Origin of the sequence: Kaistia defluvii, assembly GCF_040548815.1 — a bacterium.
Taxonomy (GTDB): domain Bacteria; phylum Pseudomonadota; class Alphaproteobacteria; order Rhizobiales; family Kaistiaceae; genus Kaistia; species Kaistia defluvii_A.
On the sequence record NZ_JBEPSM010000001.1, the window covers coordinates 2,173,007 to 2,190,432 of the forward strand.

Sequence of the window (17,426 nt, forward strand, 5' to 3'; positions counted from 1 at the left end):
CATCCCTTGCATCGACCCTCGGCACAAGCGCATGAACCCTTCTGCGGCACGATCGCGGAAAAGCACGACAAAGGCTTGAGATCGCCTGAATTCTGACGATTATCGCGCCCGGGTCGGGACGGATACGGAGACATGATGATGCGATTCGCCTGGATCGCCGGCGCGATGCTTGCGGCGACTGCCGCGCTTCCCGCCAGCGCCGACGTGATCTATCCGCGCGGGCTGGTGAAGGCCCCGGAAACGCTCGACCCGCAGAAGGCCGCGACCTTCAACGAAACGCCGATCCTCTACGACCTGTTCGAAGGCCTGGTAGCGCTCGACGGCGAGGGCAAGACGATCCCCGGCGCCGCCGAAAGCTGGACCATCTCGCCCGACGGCCTCGTCTACACCTTCCAGCTGCGCGACGGCGCGCGCTGGTCGAATGGCGATGTGGTCAAGGCCGCCGATTTCGTGGCGTCGTTCCGCCGCCTGTTCGCGCCCGAGACCGGCGCGACCGAGACGGGGCCGCTACTCGTCATCAAGAACGCCTCCGCTATCCAGCAGGGCAACGCCAAGGCCGACACACTGGGTGTGGCCGCGCCGGATGCGAAGACGCTGGAAATAACGCTGGAACGGCCGGTGCCGACTTTCCTCGGCCGCCTGGCGCTTCCGGTGGCGCTCCCCGTCAACGTCGTCTCGATCCGCAAGCTCGGCGCCGATTTCGGCACTACGGGCAAGATCGTCTCCAACGGCGCCTATCGCCTCGCCGCGATCGACAAGAAGGACGGCTATATCCTCGTCAAGAACCCACGCTTCCGCGATGCCAAGGCGATGCCGATCGACAGCGTCGTCTACAAGGCATTCGAGGATGTCGCCGGCTGCGTCGAGGCCTATCGCGCCAAGGCGGTGCTTTCCTGCCCCGACGTGCCGACCGAGAACCTGCCGGAACTGAAGGGCGAATTCAGCAGCGCGCTGCGGCTCGCGCCCTTCCCCGGCACCTATTATTTCGCGATCAACACGGCCAAGAAGCCGTTCGACAAGATCGAGGTGCGCCGCGCTTTGTCGCTAGCCATCGACCGCGAGGCGCTGGCCGGCGCGGTGTGGTCCGGCGGCATGGTGCCGGCCGAGACGCTGGTCCCCCCTGCCCTCGCCGGCGCGCCCGCCGCTGCGCCTGAGCCGATCGAGGCTCGCCGCACTGAGGCGCGCAAGCTGCTCGAGGCCGCCGGTTTCCGCGAGATGGCCGCCGTAACTCCAAAGCCTGAGGAGGCAGCCAAGCCGACCGCCTCGGCGAGCGCCGCGACGCCGGCGAACGCCGCGGACGGCAAGGCCACGGACGCCAAGCCGGCGGAGCCGGGCGCTCCCCGCACCAAGGATGGCGCCAACCCCGACGTGACCTATTCGATCACCGCCAAGCCCAGCGTCACCGTCCCCGGCGATGCGGCGCCGGTCGTTGAAAAGCCGGCTAACGACAAGGCGGTGGCCGACCAGCCCGAGACAAAGGCTGCCGCGCCGGCAGCACCCGCTGCCACGGAAGAAGAGGCGAAGGATGAAGCCGGACTCAAGCCGCTGCGCCTGACCATCCGCGTCGGCACCGGCCTTGGCCATGAGGAGACGGCTCGCGTCGTCGCCGACCAGTGGAAGACGATCGGGGTCGAGGCAACGATCGTCACCGAGCCGAACCCGGCGCATTTTGCGCGGCTGCGCGATGGTGGGGATTTCGATGTGGCGCGAACTGGCTGGATCGCCGACGAGGCCGATCCGATCGACCTGCTGACGGTGCTGCGCAGCGACAATGTCCGCTTCAACTACCCGCGCTACAACAACCGCGAGTATGACAAGCTGCTGGACCAGGCGGCGGTCGACATGGACTTCGAGCGTCGCAAACAGGAACTCGGCGCGGCAGCGGCCTTGCTGGCCGCCGACGCGCCGATCATTCCCCTGCTCGGCTATGTCTCGCTATCGCTGGTGTCGCCGACGCTGACGGGCTGGAGCGACAATCCGCTCAACGTCCACCCGACCCGCTTCCTCGCGGTCAACTAGAGTGTTTTCGAGCGAAGTGGGTACCGGTTCGCGTGAAGAAAACGCGATCCAACAAGGAGTGAGCCTTTCACCGTTTCAGCGAAACGGAGAAAGGCTCTAGCGTCGGCGCAACCGGCTTAGCGGCAGGCGACGTAGTGGCGGCGGCCGTAATTGTCGCGCCAGTAGCAACGACCAGTCGCGTCCGCGATGATCGCGCCGGTCACTGCGCCAACGCCGGCGCCGATCGCTGCTGCGCCAACGCTGCCGCCGGCGATGCCGCCGATCGCTGCGCCCGTGAGGCCGCCGACGACGGCGCCGTCACCGGTGCGGGAACCGGTCGTGCAGCCTGCAAGGACGGCGCCGGTCAGGGCTAGAGCGATCACCAGGGAACTTTTCTTCATGTCGACCTCCTCTGGACGCCGCCGGGGGGCACGTCCTGAATGCATGATTGCCAAATTGTAATGCAGGAGGTCCGCGATGGGTTCCGAGGCGACGTGTCCCGCTTTATCGCAGGCGCACTGAAGGCCCCAAAGCCGAGGTAAAAAGAAACGGCCGGAACCAGGTTCCGGCCGTTTTTAGGTCGGCAGCCGCACCATCCCCGCTGGGGTCGGGCGGCCACGCGATCTGTCCAGGCACGTGACGGACGATGCGCTGCGCGCCTCAGTCCGTCTCATGCCCCGGGAAGCGATTAGCGGCAGGACGTGTAGTGACGACGGCCGTAACGGTCCTTCCAGTAGCAGCGACCGGTCGCGTCAGCGATGATCGCGCCGGTGACCGCACCGACGCCAGCGCCGATAGCTGCCGCACCGACGCTGCCGCCAGCGATGCCACCGATGGCTGCACCGGCGAGGCCGCCGACAACGGCACCATCACCAGCGCGCGAACCGGTGGTGCAGCCAGCTGCCACTGCGCCGAGGGCAACGAGCATAACGAGCGTAGAAGCCTTCTTCATCAATCTCTCCTGTCGATGTGAACCCCCGAGGGAGGCCGTCCGAGCAGACCCGTCCGGTTCCCCCGCATTGGCGCTCGATCCGGACCCCGGCATTCGCGAGAATCGCCGGAGACCGACATCAAAGCCATGCACCCGCGCCCCTTGAAGGGTCAGTCAGGCTTGAAGTCAAGCTAGCTGTTCTGAAGAGCACAGAGAAGCGGCAAGTCGAATCGGACCTGACTCTTCTAATTCCGTTGTCAACAGAAGTATAATAGTCACACGATGCCGCTAGAGCTTCCGCCGGACGACGGCCGCTCGGCCGTAACCTTGGCGCGGTAGCCGGCGGCCCGATACACGCCGACCGGGTCGATCGCGCCACCCTTGGCGAGCCGCGCCTTGGCGAGGATCGGACCGACATCGGTGGTGAAGGCGCGCTTCAGCGACTGGTTCGCCATCAGCACGTCGTTCGATTCCTGGTAGCCAGCGAGCGCGGGCCGGTCGACCAGCAGTGCCTGGGTATAGGCGCGCAGGATCTCGATCGCGCTGGTCATCAGGCTCTCGATCGGGTCGGTCACATTGTGCGACTGGTCGATCATGTAGGCGGGCGTGAAGCCCTTGGCCTTGCGGTATTCGGCATCGACCAACTCGTTGAAGACGAGGAAGAGCTGGAACGGGTTGATCGACCCGGCATCGAGGTCGTCGTCGCCATATTTCGAATCGTTGAAGTGGAAGCCGGCCAGCTTCTCGAACTGGATCAGCCGGGCCACGATCATCTCGATATTGACGTTCGGCGCATGGTGGCCGAGGTCGACGAGGCAGAACGCCTTGGGGCCGAGTTCCTGGGCGATCATGTAGTTGGTGCCCCAGTCCTGCACCACGGTCGAGTAAAAGGCCGGCTCATAGAGCTTGTGCTCGGTGAAGACGCGCCAGTCATCCGGCAGCGCCGCATAGACCGACTTCATCGCGCCGAGATAGCGCTCGAACGCACCGGTGAAATTCGACTGGCCGGGGAAGTTGGAGCCGTCGCCGATCCAGACCGTCAGCGCCTTGGAGCCGAGCGCCTTGCCGATCTCGATCGTCTCGATGTTGTGCTCGATCGCCTGCTGGCGCACGGCGGCATCGGTGTGCGACAGCGAGCCGAACTTGTAGGAATGCTTCTGGTCCTTGGCGTCCGAGAAGGTGTTGGAATTCATCGCGTCGAAGCCGAGGCCGAGCGAATCCGCCTTGGCCTTCAGCTCCCTGACGTCGGCCTTGTCCCAGGGGTTGTGCAGCGAGACGTTGGGCGTCGCGCGCGTCAGCTGGTTGATGACGGCGCAATCGTCCAGCTTCTCGAAGATGCCGCGCGGCTCGCCGGGGCCGGCGAAGCGGGCAAAGCGCGTGCCGCCGGTGCCGACGCCCCAGGAAGGCACGGCGACGGTGAAGGCGGCGACCTTGCGGGTGATGACGTCGATGTCGATGCCGCGCCGGTCGAGCTGCTCGCCGAGCGAGGCATAGTCATTGGCGAGCGCAGCTTCCTCGGCCTTGTTCTTTTCGGCCAGAAGATCGGAAGAGATCGGAAGATCGGTCATGTGGCGGGTCCTCCCCAAGCCTATGTTCATGGAACGGCCCGGCTGCTGAAGCAGCCTGGGACCGTTCGAGAATTCGCTAGGCCGAGCCGGGTGGCGTGCTCTTCGAGAACCGGAGCGGAGCGGACTTTGGGTCCGTGAGCACCGGAAGCGCAGAAGACCGCGTCAGACGGCCGGCCTAGTAGAATTGGCGGACGGTCTCAGCGGGTGAAGGAGATGACATTGCCCGCATCGACATTGATGATGTTGCCGGTCGACTTGTTGGACAGGTCGGCGGCGAGGAAATAGGCGGCCTCGGCGATGTCTTCCGGGAACACGCTGCGCTTCAGGAGCGAGCGGTTGCGGTAGAACTCCTCGAGATCGTCCTCGCCGATCTTGTTGGATTCGGCGCGCTGCTGGCGCCACTCGCCCTGCCAGATCTTCGATCCGCGCAGCACCGCATCCGGGTTGATCGTGTTGACGCGGATGCCGAACGGCGCGCCTTCCAGCGCCAGGCAGCGGGCGAGATGGATCTCGGCCGCCTTGGCGGTGCAATAGGCGGAAGCGCCGGCCGACGCCGCGAGACCGTTCTTCGAGGCGATGAAGACGATCGAGCCGCCGAGCTTCTGGGTCTTCATGATCCGGTAGGCGGAGCGCGAGACGAGGAAGTAGCCGGTCGCCAGGATCGCGATGTTCTTGTCCCAGGTCTCCAGCGTCGTCTCCTCGAACGGCGCCGCCGACGAGATGCCGGCATTGGAGACGAGGATGTCGATGCCGCCAAATTCGATCAGCGTGTCGTGGAATGCCTTCTCGACAGCCGCTTCGCTGGTGACGTTGGCGATGACGCCGCGAATGTTGTCCTTGCCGAACTTGGCGCCGAGGCCCGAGACGGTCGTGTCGAGCGCGTTCTGGTCGATGTCGGCGATCATGACGACCGCGCCTTCCTGCAGGTAGCGGACGGCGGTGGCCGAACCGATGCCGCCGGCGCCGCCTGTGATGAAGGCGATGCGGCCAGCCAGCGACTTCGCCTTCGGCATGCGCTGCAGCTTGGCTTCCTCGAGCAGCCAGTACTCGATATCGAAGGCTTCCTGCTCGTCGAGGCCGACATAGGTCGAGACCGTCGAGGCGCCGCGCATCACGTTGATGGCGTTGACGTAGAATTCGCCGGCGATCCGGGCGGTCGCCTTGTCGCGGGCAAAGGTGATCATGCCGACGCCGGGGATCAGGTAGACGACGGCGTTGGGGTCGCGCATGGCCGGGCTGTTGGCATGCTTGCAGCGCTCGTAATAGGCGGCGTAATCGGCGCGATAGGCGTCGAGCGCACCGTCGAGGCCGGCGAGCACCTCATCGAGATTGTCCTTGGCCGGGTCGTAGTCGACGACCAGCGGACGGATCTTGGTGCGCAGGAAATGATCGGGGCAAGACGTGCCGAGGGCCGCCAATGCGCGAAGCTGAGCGGAATTGACGAATTCGAGCACGGCCGGCTGGTCGTCGAAATGACCGATCTTCGATTCCGTCTTGCCGATGCGGCCGCGGATCTGCGGCATCAGGGCGGCCGCCACGGCGCGGCGCTTGTCGGCGTCGAGGGACTGCGAGACGGCGCCGCCAAAGATCGGCTTGCCTTCCGTCTCCTTGGCGAACCACTCGATCGCCTTGTTGATGATCTCGAGCGTCAGCTCATAGGCGTCCTTGGAGGTATTGGCCCAGGTGAACAGGCCGTGGCTCTCGAGCACGACGCCCTTGGCGTTGGGGTTCTCGTTGGCGAACTTCGACAGCCACAGGCCGAGCTCGAAACCCGGGCGCTTCCAGGGCAGCCAGCCGATGGTGTCGCCATAGATCTGCCGCGTCAGTTCCTTGGAATTCTGCGACGCGGCGATGGCGATGATCGCGTCCGGATGCATGTGGTCGACATGCTTGTAGGGGACGTAAGCGTGCAGCGCCGTGTCGATCGAGGCGGCGCGCGGGTTCAAATTGAACGTGCAGTGCGGCAGCAGGCCGACCATCTCGTCCTCGTGCTCGAGGCCGCGATAGATGCCCTTCAGCGCTTCGAGCTTGTCCTGGTAGAGGGTCGCGAAACCGTCAAGCTTCATCGAGCCGACATCGCCGCCCGAGCCCTTGACCCAGAGCACCGTGCCGTCCTCGCCGGAGAGCGGGTCCTTTTCGGTGACCTTGGCCGAGGTGTTGCCGCCGCCGAAATTGGTGATCCGCTTGTCGGAACCGAGCAGGTTCGAGCGATAGAGCAAAAGCTCGGATTCGCTGAGGCCGGCGGCCTTGGCGTCATCCCAGCGATTGTCGAGGCGGTGCGAGGAGGCGGGTGAGGTCATGATCAAAGCTGCTCTTGATCGGTCGCCGCCGCGCAGATGCGAGCGCATTCGGATCGGCGAACCATCCACGGGGGACGTCGCTCGGCTTGGGAGCCGAGGACCACGCAATTGCGGATCATGATCTGTCAGCAGCTTCGGGCTTTGTCAATCAAAAGCGGTCAGATACTAGTCATATCGCAGCGCAATATGATCGATAATGATCCTTTTGCGTCGCATCATTATCGATGATGATCGTTTTTGATTGACAATCATCGGAAAGCTTGGAAAATCCCGGCCAGTCGGAGGGTCGCATGCACGAAATCGAGCGTCACAGGATCATCCTCGGCGAGGTGGCCGAGCGCCCCGTCGTCACGGTGGCGCAGCTCGTCGGCCTCACCGGCGCCTCCGAGGCAACGATCCGTCGCGACATCACCGCGCTCAACGATGTCGGCCAGCTGCGCAAGGTGCGCGGCGGCGCCGAACGGCTGCATGGCGAGAACGGCATCGGCAGCCTGATGACGCCGGCCTTCGAGGAAACACGGCTGCAGAACCTCGCCGCCAAGCGGGCGATCGCACGGGCCGCCGCCGCCTTGGTCGAGGACGGTGAATCCATCATCGTCAATGGCGGCACGACCACCTATTGCCTCGGCCCCTATATCGCCGAGCGCAAGCTGCGCGTGCTGACCAATTCGCTCGATCTCGCGCTCTACCTGATCGCCAATGGCGATTGCCAGGTCGTGCTGCCCGGCGGCGACGTGCATCGCGAGCAGCGCATGGTCGTCAGCCCCTATACCAGCGACACCGTCATCGAGCATTTCTATGCCGGGAAGTATTTCCTCGGCGCCCATGCCATCCGCCGCCAGGGCCTGATCGAGGGCGATCCCGTCCTGATCAAGGCCGAACAGAAGATGCTGAAGCAGGCCGAGGAAGTGATCGCGCTGGTCGACGGCTCGAAGTTCCAGCCGCGCGGCAGCCTGATCCTCTGTCCGCTGACCCAGCTCGACCGGGTCATCACGGACAGTTCCGCCCCGCAGGAAGCCTGCGACATGCTGCGGGACGCCGGCGTCATCGTCGACGTCGTGGAGGTCCCGCCGGAAAGCTGATGCCCGCACACCCCGCCAATCCCGGCCAATAAGAATCGGCGCAAAGCCGAACATTCAAGGGAAACGCCACGTTATGCAGCCGATCCTCGCACTCGACGGGGTCTCGAAGTCGTTCGCCGGCGTTCACGCGCTGAAGAGCGTCTCCTTCGATGTCCGACCGGGCGAAGTGCATGCGCTTATGGGAGAGAACGGCGCGGGAAAGTCGACGCTGATCAAGGTCATGGCCGGCGTCCATGCCCCCGATAGCGGCGACATCCGCGTCAATGGCGAGGTCGTGCGCTTCGCCTCGCCGCGCGAGGCCCGCGCCGCCGGCATCGCCACGGTCTACCAGGAACTCCTGCTCTTCCCCGAGCTCTCGGTCGCCGAAAACATCTTTCTCGGCCACGCGCCGCGCACCACGATGAACGCCCTCGACTGGCCGAAGATGCGCAACGAGGCGCGCCGGCTGCTCGATGACCTCGATAGCCACGACCTCGATGTCGATGCCCGCGTCGGCAGCCTCTCGGTCGCCAACCGCCAGCGCGTCGAGATCGCCAAGGCGCTGTCGCAGGACGCCCGCGTGCTGATCATGGACGAGCCGACGGCGGCGCTTGCCGATGCCGATGCGCGCCGGCTGATGGATGTCGTGCGCCGCCTGCGCGATCGCGGCGTCGCCATCGTCTATGTCTCGCACCGCATGCCCGAGATCTTCGCGCTTGCCACCCGCGTCTCGGTGCTGCGCGACGGCGCCTATGTCGGCACCAGCGATATCGGCGACATCACCGAGGCCGAACTGGTCTCGATGATGGTCGGCCGCCCCGTCGACCAGCTGTTCCCGAAGGCCAATACCGAGATCGGCGCGACCGTTCTGGAACTGCGCAATGTCGGCTATCGCGACGAAATCGAGAACATTTCGCTGACGCTGCGCGCCGGCGAGATCGTCGGCATTGCCGGCCTGATCGGATCGGGCCGCACCGAACTGGCGCTGACCATGTTCGGCATCACGCCGGCGACCTCAGGCGAAATCCTGCTCGACGGCAAGCCGATCGCCATCACCAGCCCGAAACAGGCGCGCGACCTCGGCATCGCCTATGTGCCGGAAGATCGCGGCCTGCAGGGCCTGATCAAGTCGCAGACCATCCGCGAAAACCTGTCACTGTCGCTGCTCGACAGGATCTCGACGGCCAGCATCATCAACCGCGCCAAGGAATCGAGCCTGGCGCGCGAACTGATCAAGCGCTTCGGCATCCGCGCCCGTGGCCCGGAACAGCGGGTCCGCCAGCTTTCCGGCGGCAACCAGCAGAAGGTCGTGCTGGCCAAATGGGTGGCGACGGAGCCGCGCGTGCTGATCATGGACGAGCCGACGCGCGGCATCGACGTCGGCGCCAAGGCGGAAATCCACGCGCTGATGAGCCGGCTCGCCGGCCAGGGCCTCGCCGTGCTGATGATCTCCAGCGAGCTGCCGGAAGTTCTCGGCATGAGCGACCGCGTGCTGGTCATGAACAATGGCCGCATCGTTGCAGAATTCGACCGCGCGCATGCGACGCCCGACAGCGTCGGCACCGCCATGATGCAGACCCAGACGCTGGCGGAGGTGGCGTGATGTCGATGTCCGCGCCCGCCGCCGCCCGTCCCGCCCCGCCAATGCGCCTGCTGAAACGCGTCGCCGCCTATGGCCAGGAATTCATCCTGCTCGGCGCCATCGCCGCGCTGTTCATCGTCGTTGGCATCATCAGCCCACGCTTCTTCGGCGCCAACAACATCTCCAACATCTTCGCCGGCAACGCCTACATCGCCGTCGCGGCGATCGGCATGTCGCTGGTCATCATCTCCGGCCATATCGACGTTGCCGTCGGCTCGTTGATCGGTGTGCTGGCGACGATTTCGGGCCTGCTGGCGGTCAACGGCTATCCGATCTGGCTCGCCTGGCTGGCGCCCGTGCTCATCGGCATCGTCGTCAATGCCGGCGTCGGGTCTCTGGTCGCCTATCTCCGCATCCCGTCCATCGTCGTGACGCTCGGCATGCTGTCGATCCTCAAGGGCGGGCTGATCAGCGTCACCGCCGGCGCCTGGATTACCAATCTGCCCGAGGATTACCTGATCGCGCAGTTCCGCTTGCTCGGCGTGCCCTCGCCGGTCTGGTTCATGGTGATCCTGACGGCCTTGGTCGCCTTCTGGATGCGCTATTCCAGCTTCGGCCGGACGATCTACGCCATCGGCGGCAATGTCGAGGCCGCGCGCGTCGCCGGCATCCAGGTCGAGCGCTCGACGGTGATCGTCTTCGCCATCCACGGCGCCTTCGCCGGCATAGCGGCGGTACTGTTCGCGACCCAGCTGCAGGTGATCCAGTCGACCGTGCCGCCCAATCTGGAGCTGACCGTGATCACCGCCTCCGTCGTCGGCGGCGTCTCGATCCTTGGCGGCACCGGCACGGTCATCGGCTCGACGCTCGCCGCGATCCTGTTCGCCGCGATCGCCTCCTCGCTCATCTTCCTCAACGTCTCCGCCTATTGGCTGCGCTCGGTGCAGGGTCTGCTGATCCTCATCACCGTGCTCGCCGACATGGCGCGTCGACGCCGGCTCCGGTGACGTTCCGATGACCGCAACCCTTCGCTCCCTGCTTCGGCACGAGACGATCCTCGCCATCCTCCTGGTCATCGTGCTCGCCGCGCTGGCGACCCAGTCGGATCGCTTCTTCACCACCGCCAACCTGCTCAACCAGGGCCGGCTCATGACCGAGGTCGGGCTGGTCGCGCTGGCGATGACCTTCGTCATCGTCACCGGCGGCATCGATCTCTCGGTCGGCTCGATCCTGGGCCTGACCGCGATCCTGCTCGGCGTGTTCTGGCACAATCTCGGCCTGCCGCTGCCGGCCGCCATGGTGCTGGCCGTGCTCGCCGGTGGCATTGGCGGCCTGATCAACGGGCTGATCATCACCCGCTTCAAGGTGCCGCCGCTGATCGCGACGCTGGCGACGCTCGCGCTCTATCGCGGGCTTGCCGAGGGCATCAGCCAGGCCCGCTCGGTGCGTGGCTATCCGGAATGGTTCTTCGTGCTCGGCCAGGGCGAGGTCTGGGGCGTGCCGACGCAGCTCTGGATCCTCGGCGTGCTCGTCATCATCGCCGCCGTCATCCTCGGCCTCACCACCTTCGGCCGCGCCACCTACGCGACCGGCGCCAACGAAACCGGCGCGCGCTTCTCCGGCATCGGCGTCGATCGCACCAAGATGCTGATCTACACCGCCTCCGGCCTTGTCGCCGGCGTGGCCGGCGTCATCTTCGTCTCGCGCGTCTCGACGACACGTTCCGACATGGGCACCGGGCTGGAGCTCGATGTCATCACGGCCGTGGTTCTGGGCGGCACGTCGATCTTCGGCGGCCGCGGCACCATCATCGGCACCGTCCTCGGCCTCATCCTGATGCAGGCGCTGAAGAACGGTCTCGCTCTGTCCGGGGTCAAGGGAGACGGCACCATCGTCGTCATCGGCCTCGTGCTCATACTCGCGATCGTCGCGAGCAACATCTTCAGCCGCAACGGTGACGGCTGATCGGGAGGAGACGATCGGGTCTCGCCGTAACAAAAAAGACCCGTCGTCATTTTGGAGGAGAAGAGCAAATGCTGAAGAGAACCCTAGCCCTGGCGATCGGACTGAGCCTCGGCGTGAGCAGTGCGGCCCTCGCCGCGACCTGGACCGGCGGCGACGACCTGCCGACCAACCCGCTCGCCTGCGACGGCACGGCCGCGGCTCCCGTCGCCAAGCCCTATGATGGCGGCGAAGTCACCAACCAGCCTGATCGCAAAGGCAAGCCGATCAAGGTCGTCGACGTGCCGAAGCTGATCGGCATCGGCTATTTCAATGCCACCTCGAAGGGCATTGCCGACGCCGCCAAGGAACTGGGCAATGTCGACGCCAAGACGGACGGCCCGACCCAGGCGAACATCGACCAGCAGATCTCGTTCATCGACAACTACATCACGTCGGGCGTCGACGGCATCCTGTTCGCCGCCAACGATCCCGTCGCGATCGCACCGGTGCTGAAGAAGGCGCTCGCCGCCGGCATCAACGTCGTCGGCTATGACGCCAACTCCGAGCCGAACGCCCGCCAGTGGTTCGTCAACCAGGCCGAGTTCAACGGCATCGCCAAGTCGCTGGTCGACAACATGGCGAAGGAAATCGGAGAGGACGGCTCGTTCGCCATCGTCACCTCGACCTTCACCACGCCGAACCAGGCGCGCTGGATCTCCGAGATGGCCGCCTATCAGGAGAAGTGCCATCCCAAGATGAAGTGGCTGGAGACGGTCGAGGCGCAGGAAGACAACGTCCTGTCCTTCAACCAGGCCACGACGCTGATCAACAAGCATGGCGCGGATCTCAAGGGCATCTTCGGCATGACCTCGGTCGCGACCCCGGCTTCCGCCGAGGCCGTCACCCAGGCCGGCCAGTGCGGCAAGGTCGCCGTCATCGGCCTCGCCACGCCGAACGCGATGAAGCCCTATGTCGCCAAGGATTGCGTCAAGTCGGTCGTGCTCTGGAACCCCGTCGATCTCGGCTACGCAGCAATGTACACGCTGCGCGCCGCCGCCGATGGCGACCTGAAGCCCGGCGCGACCTCGGTCAAGGCCGGCAAGCTCGGTGAACTCCAGGTGATCAACGGCTCCGAGATCCTGCTCGGCGCGCCCTACACCTTCACCAAGGAAAACATCAACGACTTCGACTTCTAGTCGAGGCTTCTCTGACGCGGGGCATGGTTGGCCATGCCCCGCGTTTCTCTTTGAGAGAGTCCCGACGAACTCCCCGAGAGGACTTCCGCCCATCCATGCAGGCCGCTCTGCAGCGCCAATCTTCATCATCCTGAGGTGCTTCGCGCAGCGAAGCCTCGAAGGACGCACTGCCCTGGGGCGGGTCTATTTCAGGATTGCACCGATGCCCTGCGTCCTTTCGAGGCCGCCTGACGGCGGCACCTCAGGATGAAGAGATCGAGACTTGCAGGACGGCCTTCAACCGTTGCTCCGACCTCTCCCTGGGGGAGAAGTAAAAGAGCGCGCTACCACCTATCCATCCGGAGCCGGAACTTGACCACGCATACCGACGACGCTGAATTCGCCGCCCTTCGCCAGGCCTCCGCCCTGCTGGGGCGCGATCCGCTGCGCACGCAGGCGGCCGGCGGCAATACCTCGCTGAAGCGCGACGGCGTGCTCTGGGTCAAGGCGTCCGGCACCTGGCTCGCCGAGGCCGAGGAACGCGAGATCTTCCTGCCCGTCTCGCTGCCGCCGCTGCTCGACGCCATCCAAGCCAATGACGAGCGCGCCGCCAAGGCGACGGATTTCGTCGTCGCGGACGCCAATCCGCTGGGACTGCGCCCCTCGGTCGAAACCTCGGTGCATGCCGTGCTGCCGCAAGCCGTGGTGCTGCACATCCATTGCGTCGAGACGGTCGCCCAGGTCGCCCGCGCCGATGCGCGCGACGCCATCGCCGCCCGGCTGGACGGGCTCGACGGCATCGTCTGGTCCTATGTTCCCTATGTGAAGCCAGGCCTGCCGCTCGCGCGCGAGATCGACGCCGTGTCGCCGGCCGGCACCAATGTCGTGCTGCTCGGCAATCATGGCCTGATCGTCGCCGCCGAGACAGTGGCCGAGGCGGTCGCCTTGATCGAACGCGTCGGCACCGCGCTGGCGGTTCCCGTTCGCCCGGCCCCGGCCGCCGATATCGCCGCGCTGGAAGCACTGGCCGAGGGCTCGCCCTATCGCCTGCCGACCGACCCGGCGGCGCATGCCACCGCGACCGATCCCGCCCGCCTCGCCATCGCAGCGCGCGGCACGCTCTATCCCGATCACGTCGTGTTCCTCGGCAGTGGCACCGCGGTGCTGGCCGAAGGCGATACGCCCTCCGCCGTCGCCGAGCGTTCGGCGCTGCCGCCCATGCTGCTCGCCGTGCCTGGCAAGGGCGTGCTGATCCACCGCGAGGTGCTGCGCGGCGGCGACGCGCTCGCCCGCGCTTTGGCCGACGTGACCGGCCGGATCGAGGTCGACGCGCCGCTCCGCTTCCTCACGGTCGATGAGGAACAGGAGCTGGTGACGTGGGACGCCGAGATCTATCGCCGCTCGCTCGCCGCCGCCGCGAAGAACTGACCATCATGCCCAAAGCCGTCGCCGTCCTCGACATCGGCAAGTCGAACGCCAAGCTGGCGCTGCTCGATTTCGACAGCCGCGCCGTGCTCGCCATCCGCACTCGCAAGAACAGCGTCCAGCCGGGACCGCCCTACCCGCATTTCGACGTCGACGGCATCTGGGAATGGTTTCTCGAGGGACTGACGGAATTTGCCGGCCAGGCCGAGATCACCGCGATCTCGACGACGACGCATGGCGCGGCGATCGCGGTGCTCGGCGAGAACGGCCTGGCGCTGCCGGTGCTGGACTACGAGCATCCCGGCCCCGACGAATTGGCCGACGACTACCGTTTGGCACGCGGCGACTTTGCCGAGATCCTGTCACCCGACCTGCCAGGCGGGCTCAATACCGGGCGGCAATTGTTCTGGATGGCGCGCCGCTTCCCGGAGGAATTCGCGAAAGCGACGGCGATCGTGCCCTATCCGCAATACTGGGTCTGGCGGCTCACCGGCAAGCGCGTCGCCGAGGCGACCTCGTTTGGCGCGCATAGCGACCTCTGGAACGGGCGTGGCCAGACCTATTCGACGCTCGCCGAGACGCAGGGCTGGACAAAGCTGTTCCCGCCCCGCGCCGCGCCCTGGGATACGGTTGGGCCCGTGCTGCCCGAGATCGCGGAGCTTACCGGCCTGTCCCCAGACTGCCGCGTCGTCGCCGGCATCCATGACTCGAACGCCAGCCTGCTGCCGCACATACTGGGCCGCACCCTGCCCTTCACCGTGATCTCGACCGGCACCTGGATGATCTCGTTCGCCGCCGGCGGCAGCCTCGACCATCTGCATCCCGAGCGCGGCGGCCTCGCCTATGCCGATGCCTTCGCGCGGCCGGTGCCTTCGGCCATGTCGATGGCGGGGCGCGAATTCGAGATCCTGACCGACGGCAAGGCGACCGAGCCGTCCCCGGCGGAGATCGCCACCGTCCTCGGGCGCAAGATCATGGCGCTGCCCGCCTTCGTCGCTGGCAATGGCCCGTTCGGCCATCGCCGGGGCAGTTGGTCGGTAGAGCCCGCGACGCTTGCGCCGGGCGAGCGCACGGCCGCCGCCAGCCTGTATGTCGCCCTCGTCGCCGAGACCTGCCTGACCCTCACCGGCGCGCAGGGTCCTGTGCTGATCGAAGGCCCGTTTGCCAAAAACCGACTGTTCCTGTCGGCGCTGTCGGCGCTGGTCGACCGGCCGGTGATCGGCCGTCCGGATGCGACCGGCACGACGGAAGGCGCCGCATTGCTGGCCGATGGCCCCGATTCCAGCCGCAAGGCCGCGCCGGACCCGATGCCTGCCGAACCGCTCGGCGGCGATTTCGCGGCATATGCAGCGCAGTGGAAAGAGCAAGCGGAAGCCTGAGGCATCACCCATCCGGCTCTGAAATGTTATGGTCGCGCGGAGACGTCCCGCGATCCGTCCAGGAGATCCCCGTGCAGAAATACGCCTTCAAGATGCAGCTCCATCCGGGCCAGGAAGCGGAATACAAGCGCCGCCATGACGAGATCTGGCCGGAGCTTTCGGCCCTGCTGAAGGAAGCCGGCGTCTCGGACTATTCGATCCATCTGGACCGCGAGACCTCGACGCTGTTCGCCGTGCTCTGGCGCACCGACGATCACGGCATGGACGCCCTGCCCGGCCATCCGGTCATGCAGCGCTGGTGGGCGCATATGGCGGATATCATGGCGTCGCATCCGGATAACGAGCCGATCGCGACGCCGCTCGAAACCGTCTTCCACATGCCGTGACCGGTTCCATGCCCCACGCTTCCCTCCCCAAGGCCACCATCGTCCTCGATATCGGAAAGACCAACGCCAAGCTGGCGCTGGTCGATGACGAGACGCGCGCGATCCTCGCGATCCGCACCACCGCCAACGAGGTCCTGACCGAGGGGCTGTACCCGCATTTCGACGTCGAACGGATCTGGAAATGGATCCTGGAGGGCCTGGCGGAATTCGCCGGCCAGGCGGCGGTCGGCTGCATCTCGACCACCACCCATGGCGCGGCGATCGCCGTCACCGACGGCGACGACCTCGTCATGCCGATCCTCGACTATGAGTTCAAGGGACCGGATTCCGTCGCCGAGGCCTACCGCGCCCTGCGCGGCGCGTTCTGGGAGACGCTGTCGCCGGAACTGCCGGGCGGCCTCAATGTCGGCCGGCAATTGTTCTGGCAGGAGCGGACCTATCCTTCCGCCTTCGGCCGAGCGAAGACGATCCTGTTCTATCCGCAATACTGGGTCTGGCGGCTGACCGGCGTCGCGGTCAGCGAGCCGACGACTTTGGGCTGCCATACCGACCTCTGGAACCCGGAGGCCGGCACCTTCTCGCGGCTCGCCGATGATCGCGGCTGGTCGAAACTGTTCCCGCCGATAGTGCATCCCTGGGACACCGCCGGCACGCTCCTGCCGGCACTCGCCGCCAGGACGGGCCTGCCGGCCGATTGCCGCGTTGTCGCCGGCATCCATGACAGCAATGCCAGCCTGCTGCCGCATGTCCTGCGTCGCCGCGCGCCGTTCTCGGTGATCTCGACCGGCACCTGGCTGATCCTGTTCGCCGTCGGCGGCTCGATCGCCGATCTCGACCCGGCGCGCGACTGCCTCGCCAATGTCGATGCGCTCGGCCGCGCGGTGCCCTCGGCCCGTTTCATGGCGGGACGCGAATATTCGCTGCTGACCGGGGATTCGAAGGCCGTTCCGACCGAGGCGGAGATTGCCCGCGTCGTGAACGAGCGGATCATGGCGCTGCCGTCCTTCGCGCCCGGCACAGGCCCCTTCGCCTTCCGCGAGGGGCATTGGAGCCACGATCCAGGGTCGCTGACGCCGGGCGAGAGGATCGTGGCGGCGAGCCTCTATTGCGCGCTGACCGCCGAGACCTGCCTGCAGCTGACAGGCGCCGCCGGCCCAATCGTCGTCGAGGGGCCGATCTCGCGCAACGCGCTGTTCCTGTCGGCGCTGACCAGCATCGTCGGCCGCCCCGTGGTCGCCCGCACCGACGCGACCGGCACGACCGAAGGCGCGGCGCTGCTCGCCAAGGGCCCGGAAGGCGTCGGCCCCGGCCTCCCCGACGCCGATCCCGCCCCGCCCTTCGCGCACGACCTCACGGCCTACGCGACCGCCTGGCGCGAGACGACGGAGTAAAAAGCGGGGGAAGCTTGGCGTCCTTCACCTCTCCCTGAGGGAGTACCATCCTCGACAGGCTAAGGAGGCCCTTCCCAACCTAGCCAAATGCCAAGGCCGTCATCCCGGCGGAGGCCGGGATCCATACCCGCAGGCCTGCCGAAGAGAGGCTTGCCAGGGTTTTCTGGGCCGGTGGTTATGGGCCCCGGCCTTCGCCGGGGCGACGAACGCTCCCACGCGCTGAAGTTTCGAATGAAGATCTTCGCGGCTATGCGAAGCCTCCCTCAGGGAGAGGTAAAAGAAGCCC

At 66.2% G+C, this 17,426-nt stretch carries 14 protein-coding genes; 10 read left to right on the forward strand and 4 right to left on the reverse strand.

Annotated elements, in window-relative coordinates; genetic code table 11:
• Window positions 1-132 precede the first annotated feature (132 nt).
• Window positions 133-2,019: a peptide ABC transporter substrate-binding protein gene (locus ABIE08_RS10250; protein ID WP_354550756.1), complete on the forward strand. Its 1,887-nt coding sequence runs from the start codon at window positions 133-135 to the stop codon at window positions 2,017-2,019.
• Window positions 2,020-2,135: 116 nt separating this feature from the next.
• On the opposite strand, the gene ABIE08_RS10255 is transcribed toward ABIE08_RS10250, so the two are convergent.
• The 4 genes from ABIE08_RS10255 to ABIE08_RS10270 form a co-directional block, all read right to left on the reverse strand.
• The gene (locus ABIE08_RS10255) at window positions 2,136-2,399 is read right to left on the reverse strand and encodes a glycine zipper domain-containing protein (RefSeq protein ID WP_354550758.1); all 264 of its coding nucleotides are present in this window, start codon (window positions 2,397-2,399) and stop codon (window positions 2,136-2,138) included.
• 287 nt (window positions 2,400-2,686) lie between these two features.
• Window positions 2,687-2,950, reverse strand: coding sequence for a glycine zipper domain-containing protein (locus ABIE08_RS10260; RefSeq protein ID WP_266329816.1), 264 nt, complete (start codon window positions 2,948-2,950; stop codon window positions 2,687-2,689).
• A gap of 254 nt (window positions 2,951-3,204) precedes the next feature.
• A complete protein-coding gene (rhaI, locus tag ABIE08_RS10265; protein ID WP_354550760.1) occupies window positions 3,205-4,497 on the reverse strand; it encodes an L-rhamnose catabolism isomerase in 1,293 nt (430 codons plus the stop codon).
• Between the two features lie 197 nt (window positions 4,498-4,694).
• Window positions 4,695-6,797, reverse strand: coding sequence for a bifunctional rhamnulose-1-phosphate aldolase/short-chain dehydrogenase (locus ABIE08_RS10270; protein ID WP_354550762.1), 2,103 nt, complete (start codon window positions 6,795-6,797; stop codon window positions 4,695-4,697).
• A gap of 290 nt (window positions 6,798-7,087) precedes the next feature.
• On the opposite strand from ABIE08_RS10270, the gene ABIE08_RS10275 reads away from it, so the two are divergent.
• The 9 genes from ABIE08_RS10275 (at window position 7,088) to ABIE08_RS10315 (ending at window position 17,140) form a co-directional block, all read left to right on the forward strand.
• Window positions 7,088-7,879 (forward strand): DeoR/GlpR family DNA-binding transcription regulator, encoded by a 792-nt coding sequence (locus ABIE08_RS10275; protein WP_354550764.1) that lies wholly within the window; start codon window positions 7,088-7,090, stop codon window positions 7,877-7,879.
• A gap of 73 nt (window positions 7,880-7,952) precedes the next feature.
• The gene (locus ABIE08_RS10280) at window positions 7,953-9,461 is read left to right on the forward strand and encodes a sugar ABC transporter ATP-binding protein (RefSeq protein WP_354550766.1); all 1,509 of its coding nucleotides are present in this window, start codon (window positions 7,953-7,955) and stop codon (window positions 9,459-9,461) included.
• Window positions 9,461-10,447, forward strand: a complete 987-nt coding sequence (locus tag ABIE08_RS10285) for an ABC transporter permease (RefSeq protein WP_354550768.1) — start codon at window positions 9,461-9,463, stop codon at window positions 10,445-10,447. The genes ABIE08_RS10280 and ABIE08_RS10285 overlap by 1 nt, the downstream gene beginning before the upstream one ends.
• A 7-nt stretch (window positions 10,448-10,454) precedes the next feature.
• On the forward strand, window positions 10,455-11,405 hold the full coding sequence (locus ABIE08_RS10290; protein WP_354550770.1) for an ABC transporter permease: 951 nt from the start codon (window positions 10,455-10,457) through the stop codon (window positions 11,403-11,405).
• Between the two features lie 68 nt (window positions 11,406-11,473).
• A complete protein-coding gene (locus ABIE08_RS10295; protein WP_354550771.1) occupies window positions 11,474-12,580 on the forward strand; it encodes an autoinducer 2 ABC transporter substrate-binding protein in 1,107 nt (368 codons plus the stop codon).
• Window positions 12,581-12,931: 351 nt separating this feature from the next.
• Entirely contained in the window at window positions 12,932-13,987 is a 1,056-nt protein-coding gene (locus ABIE08_RS10300; RefSeq protein WP_354550773.1) for a class II aldolase/adducin family protein, read from the forward strand.
• A 5-nt stretch (window positions 13,988-13,992) separates the two neighbouring features.
• Window positions 13,993-15,363 (forward strand): FGGY-family carbohydrate kinase, encoded by a 1,371-nt coding sequence (locus tag ABIE08_RS10305; RefSeq protein ID WP_354550775.1) that lies wholly within the window; start codon window positions 13,993-13,995, stop codon window positions 15,361-15,363.
• 23 nt (window positions 15,364-15,386) lie between these two features.
• Window positions 15,387-15,749 (forward strand): L-rhamnose mutarotase, encoded by a 363-nt coding sequence (rhaM, locus tag ABIE08_RS10310; protein WP_436409516.1) that lies wholly within the window; start codon window positions 15,387-15,389, stop codon window positions 15,747-15,749.
• Between the two features lie 8 nt (window positions 15,750-15,757).
• A complete protein-coding gene (locus tag ABIE08_RS10315; protein ID WP_354550776.1) occupies window positions 15,758-17,140 on the forward strand; it encodes an FGGY-family carbohydrate kinase in 1,383 nt (460 codons plus the stop codon).
• The last annotated feature ends 286 nt before the right edge of the window (window positions 17,141-17,426 follow it).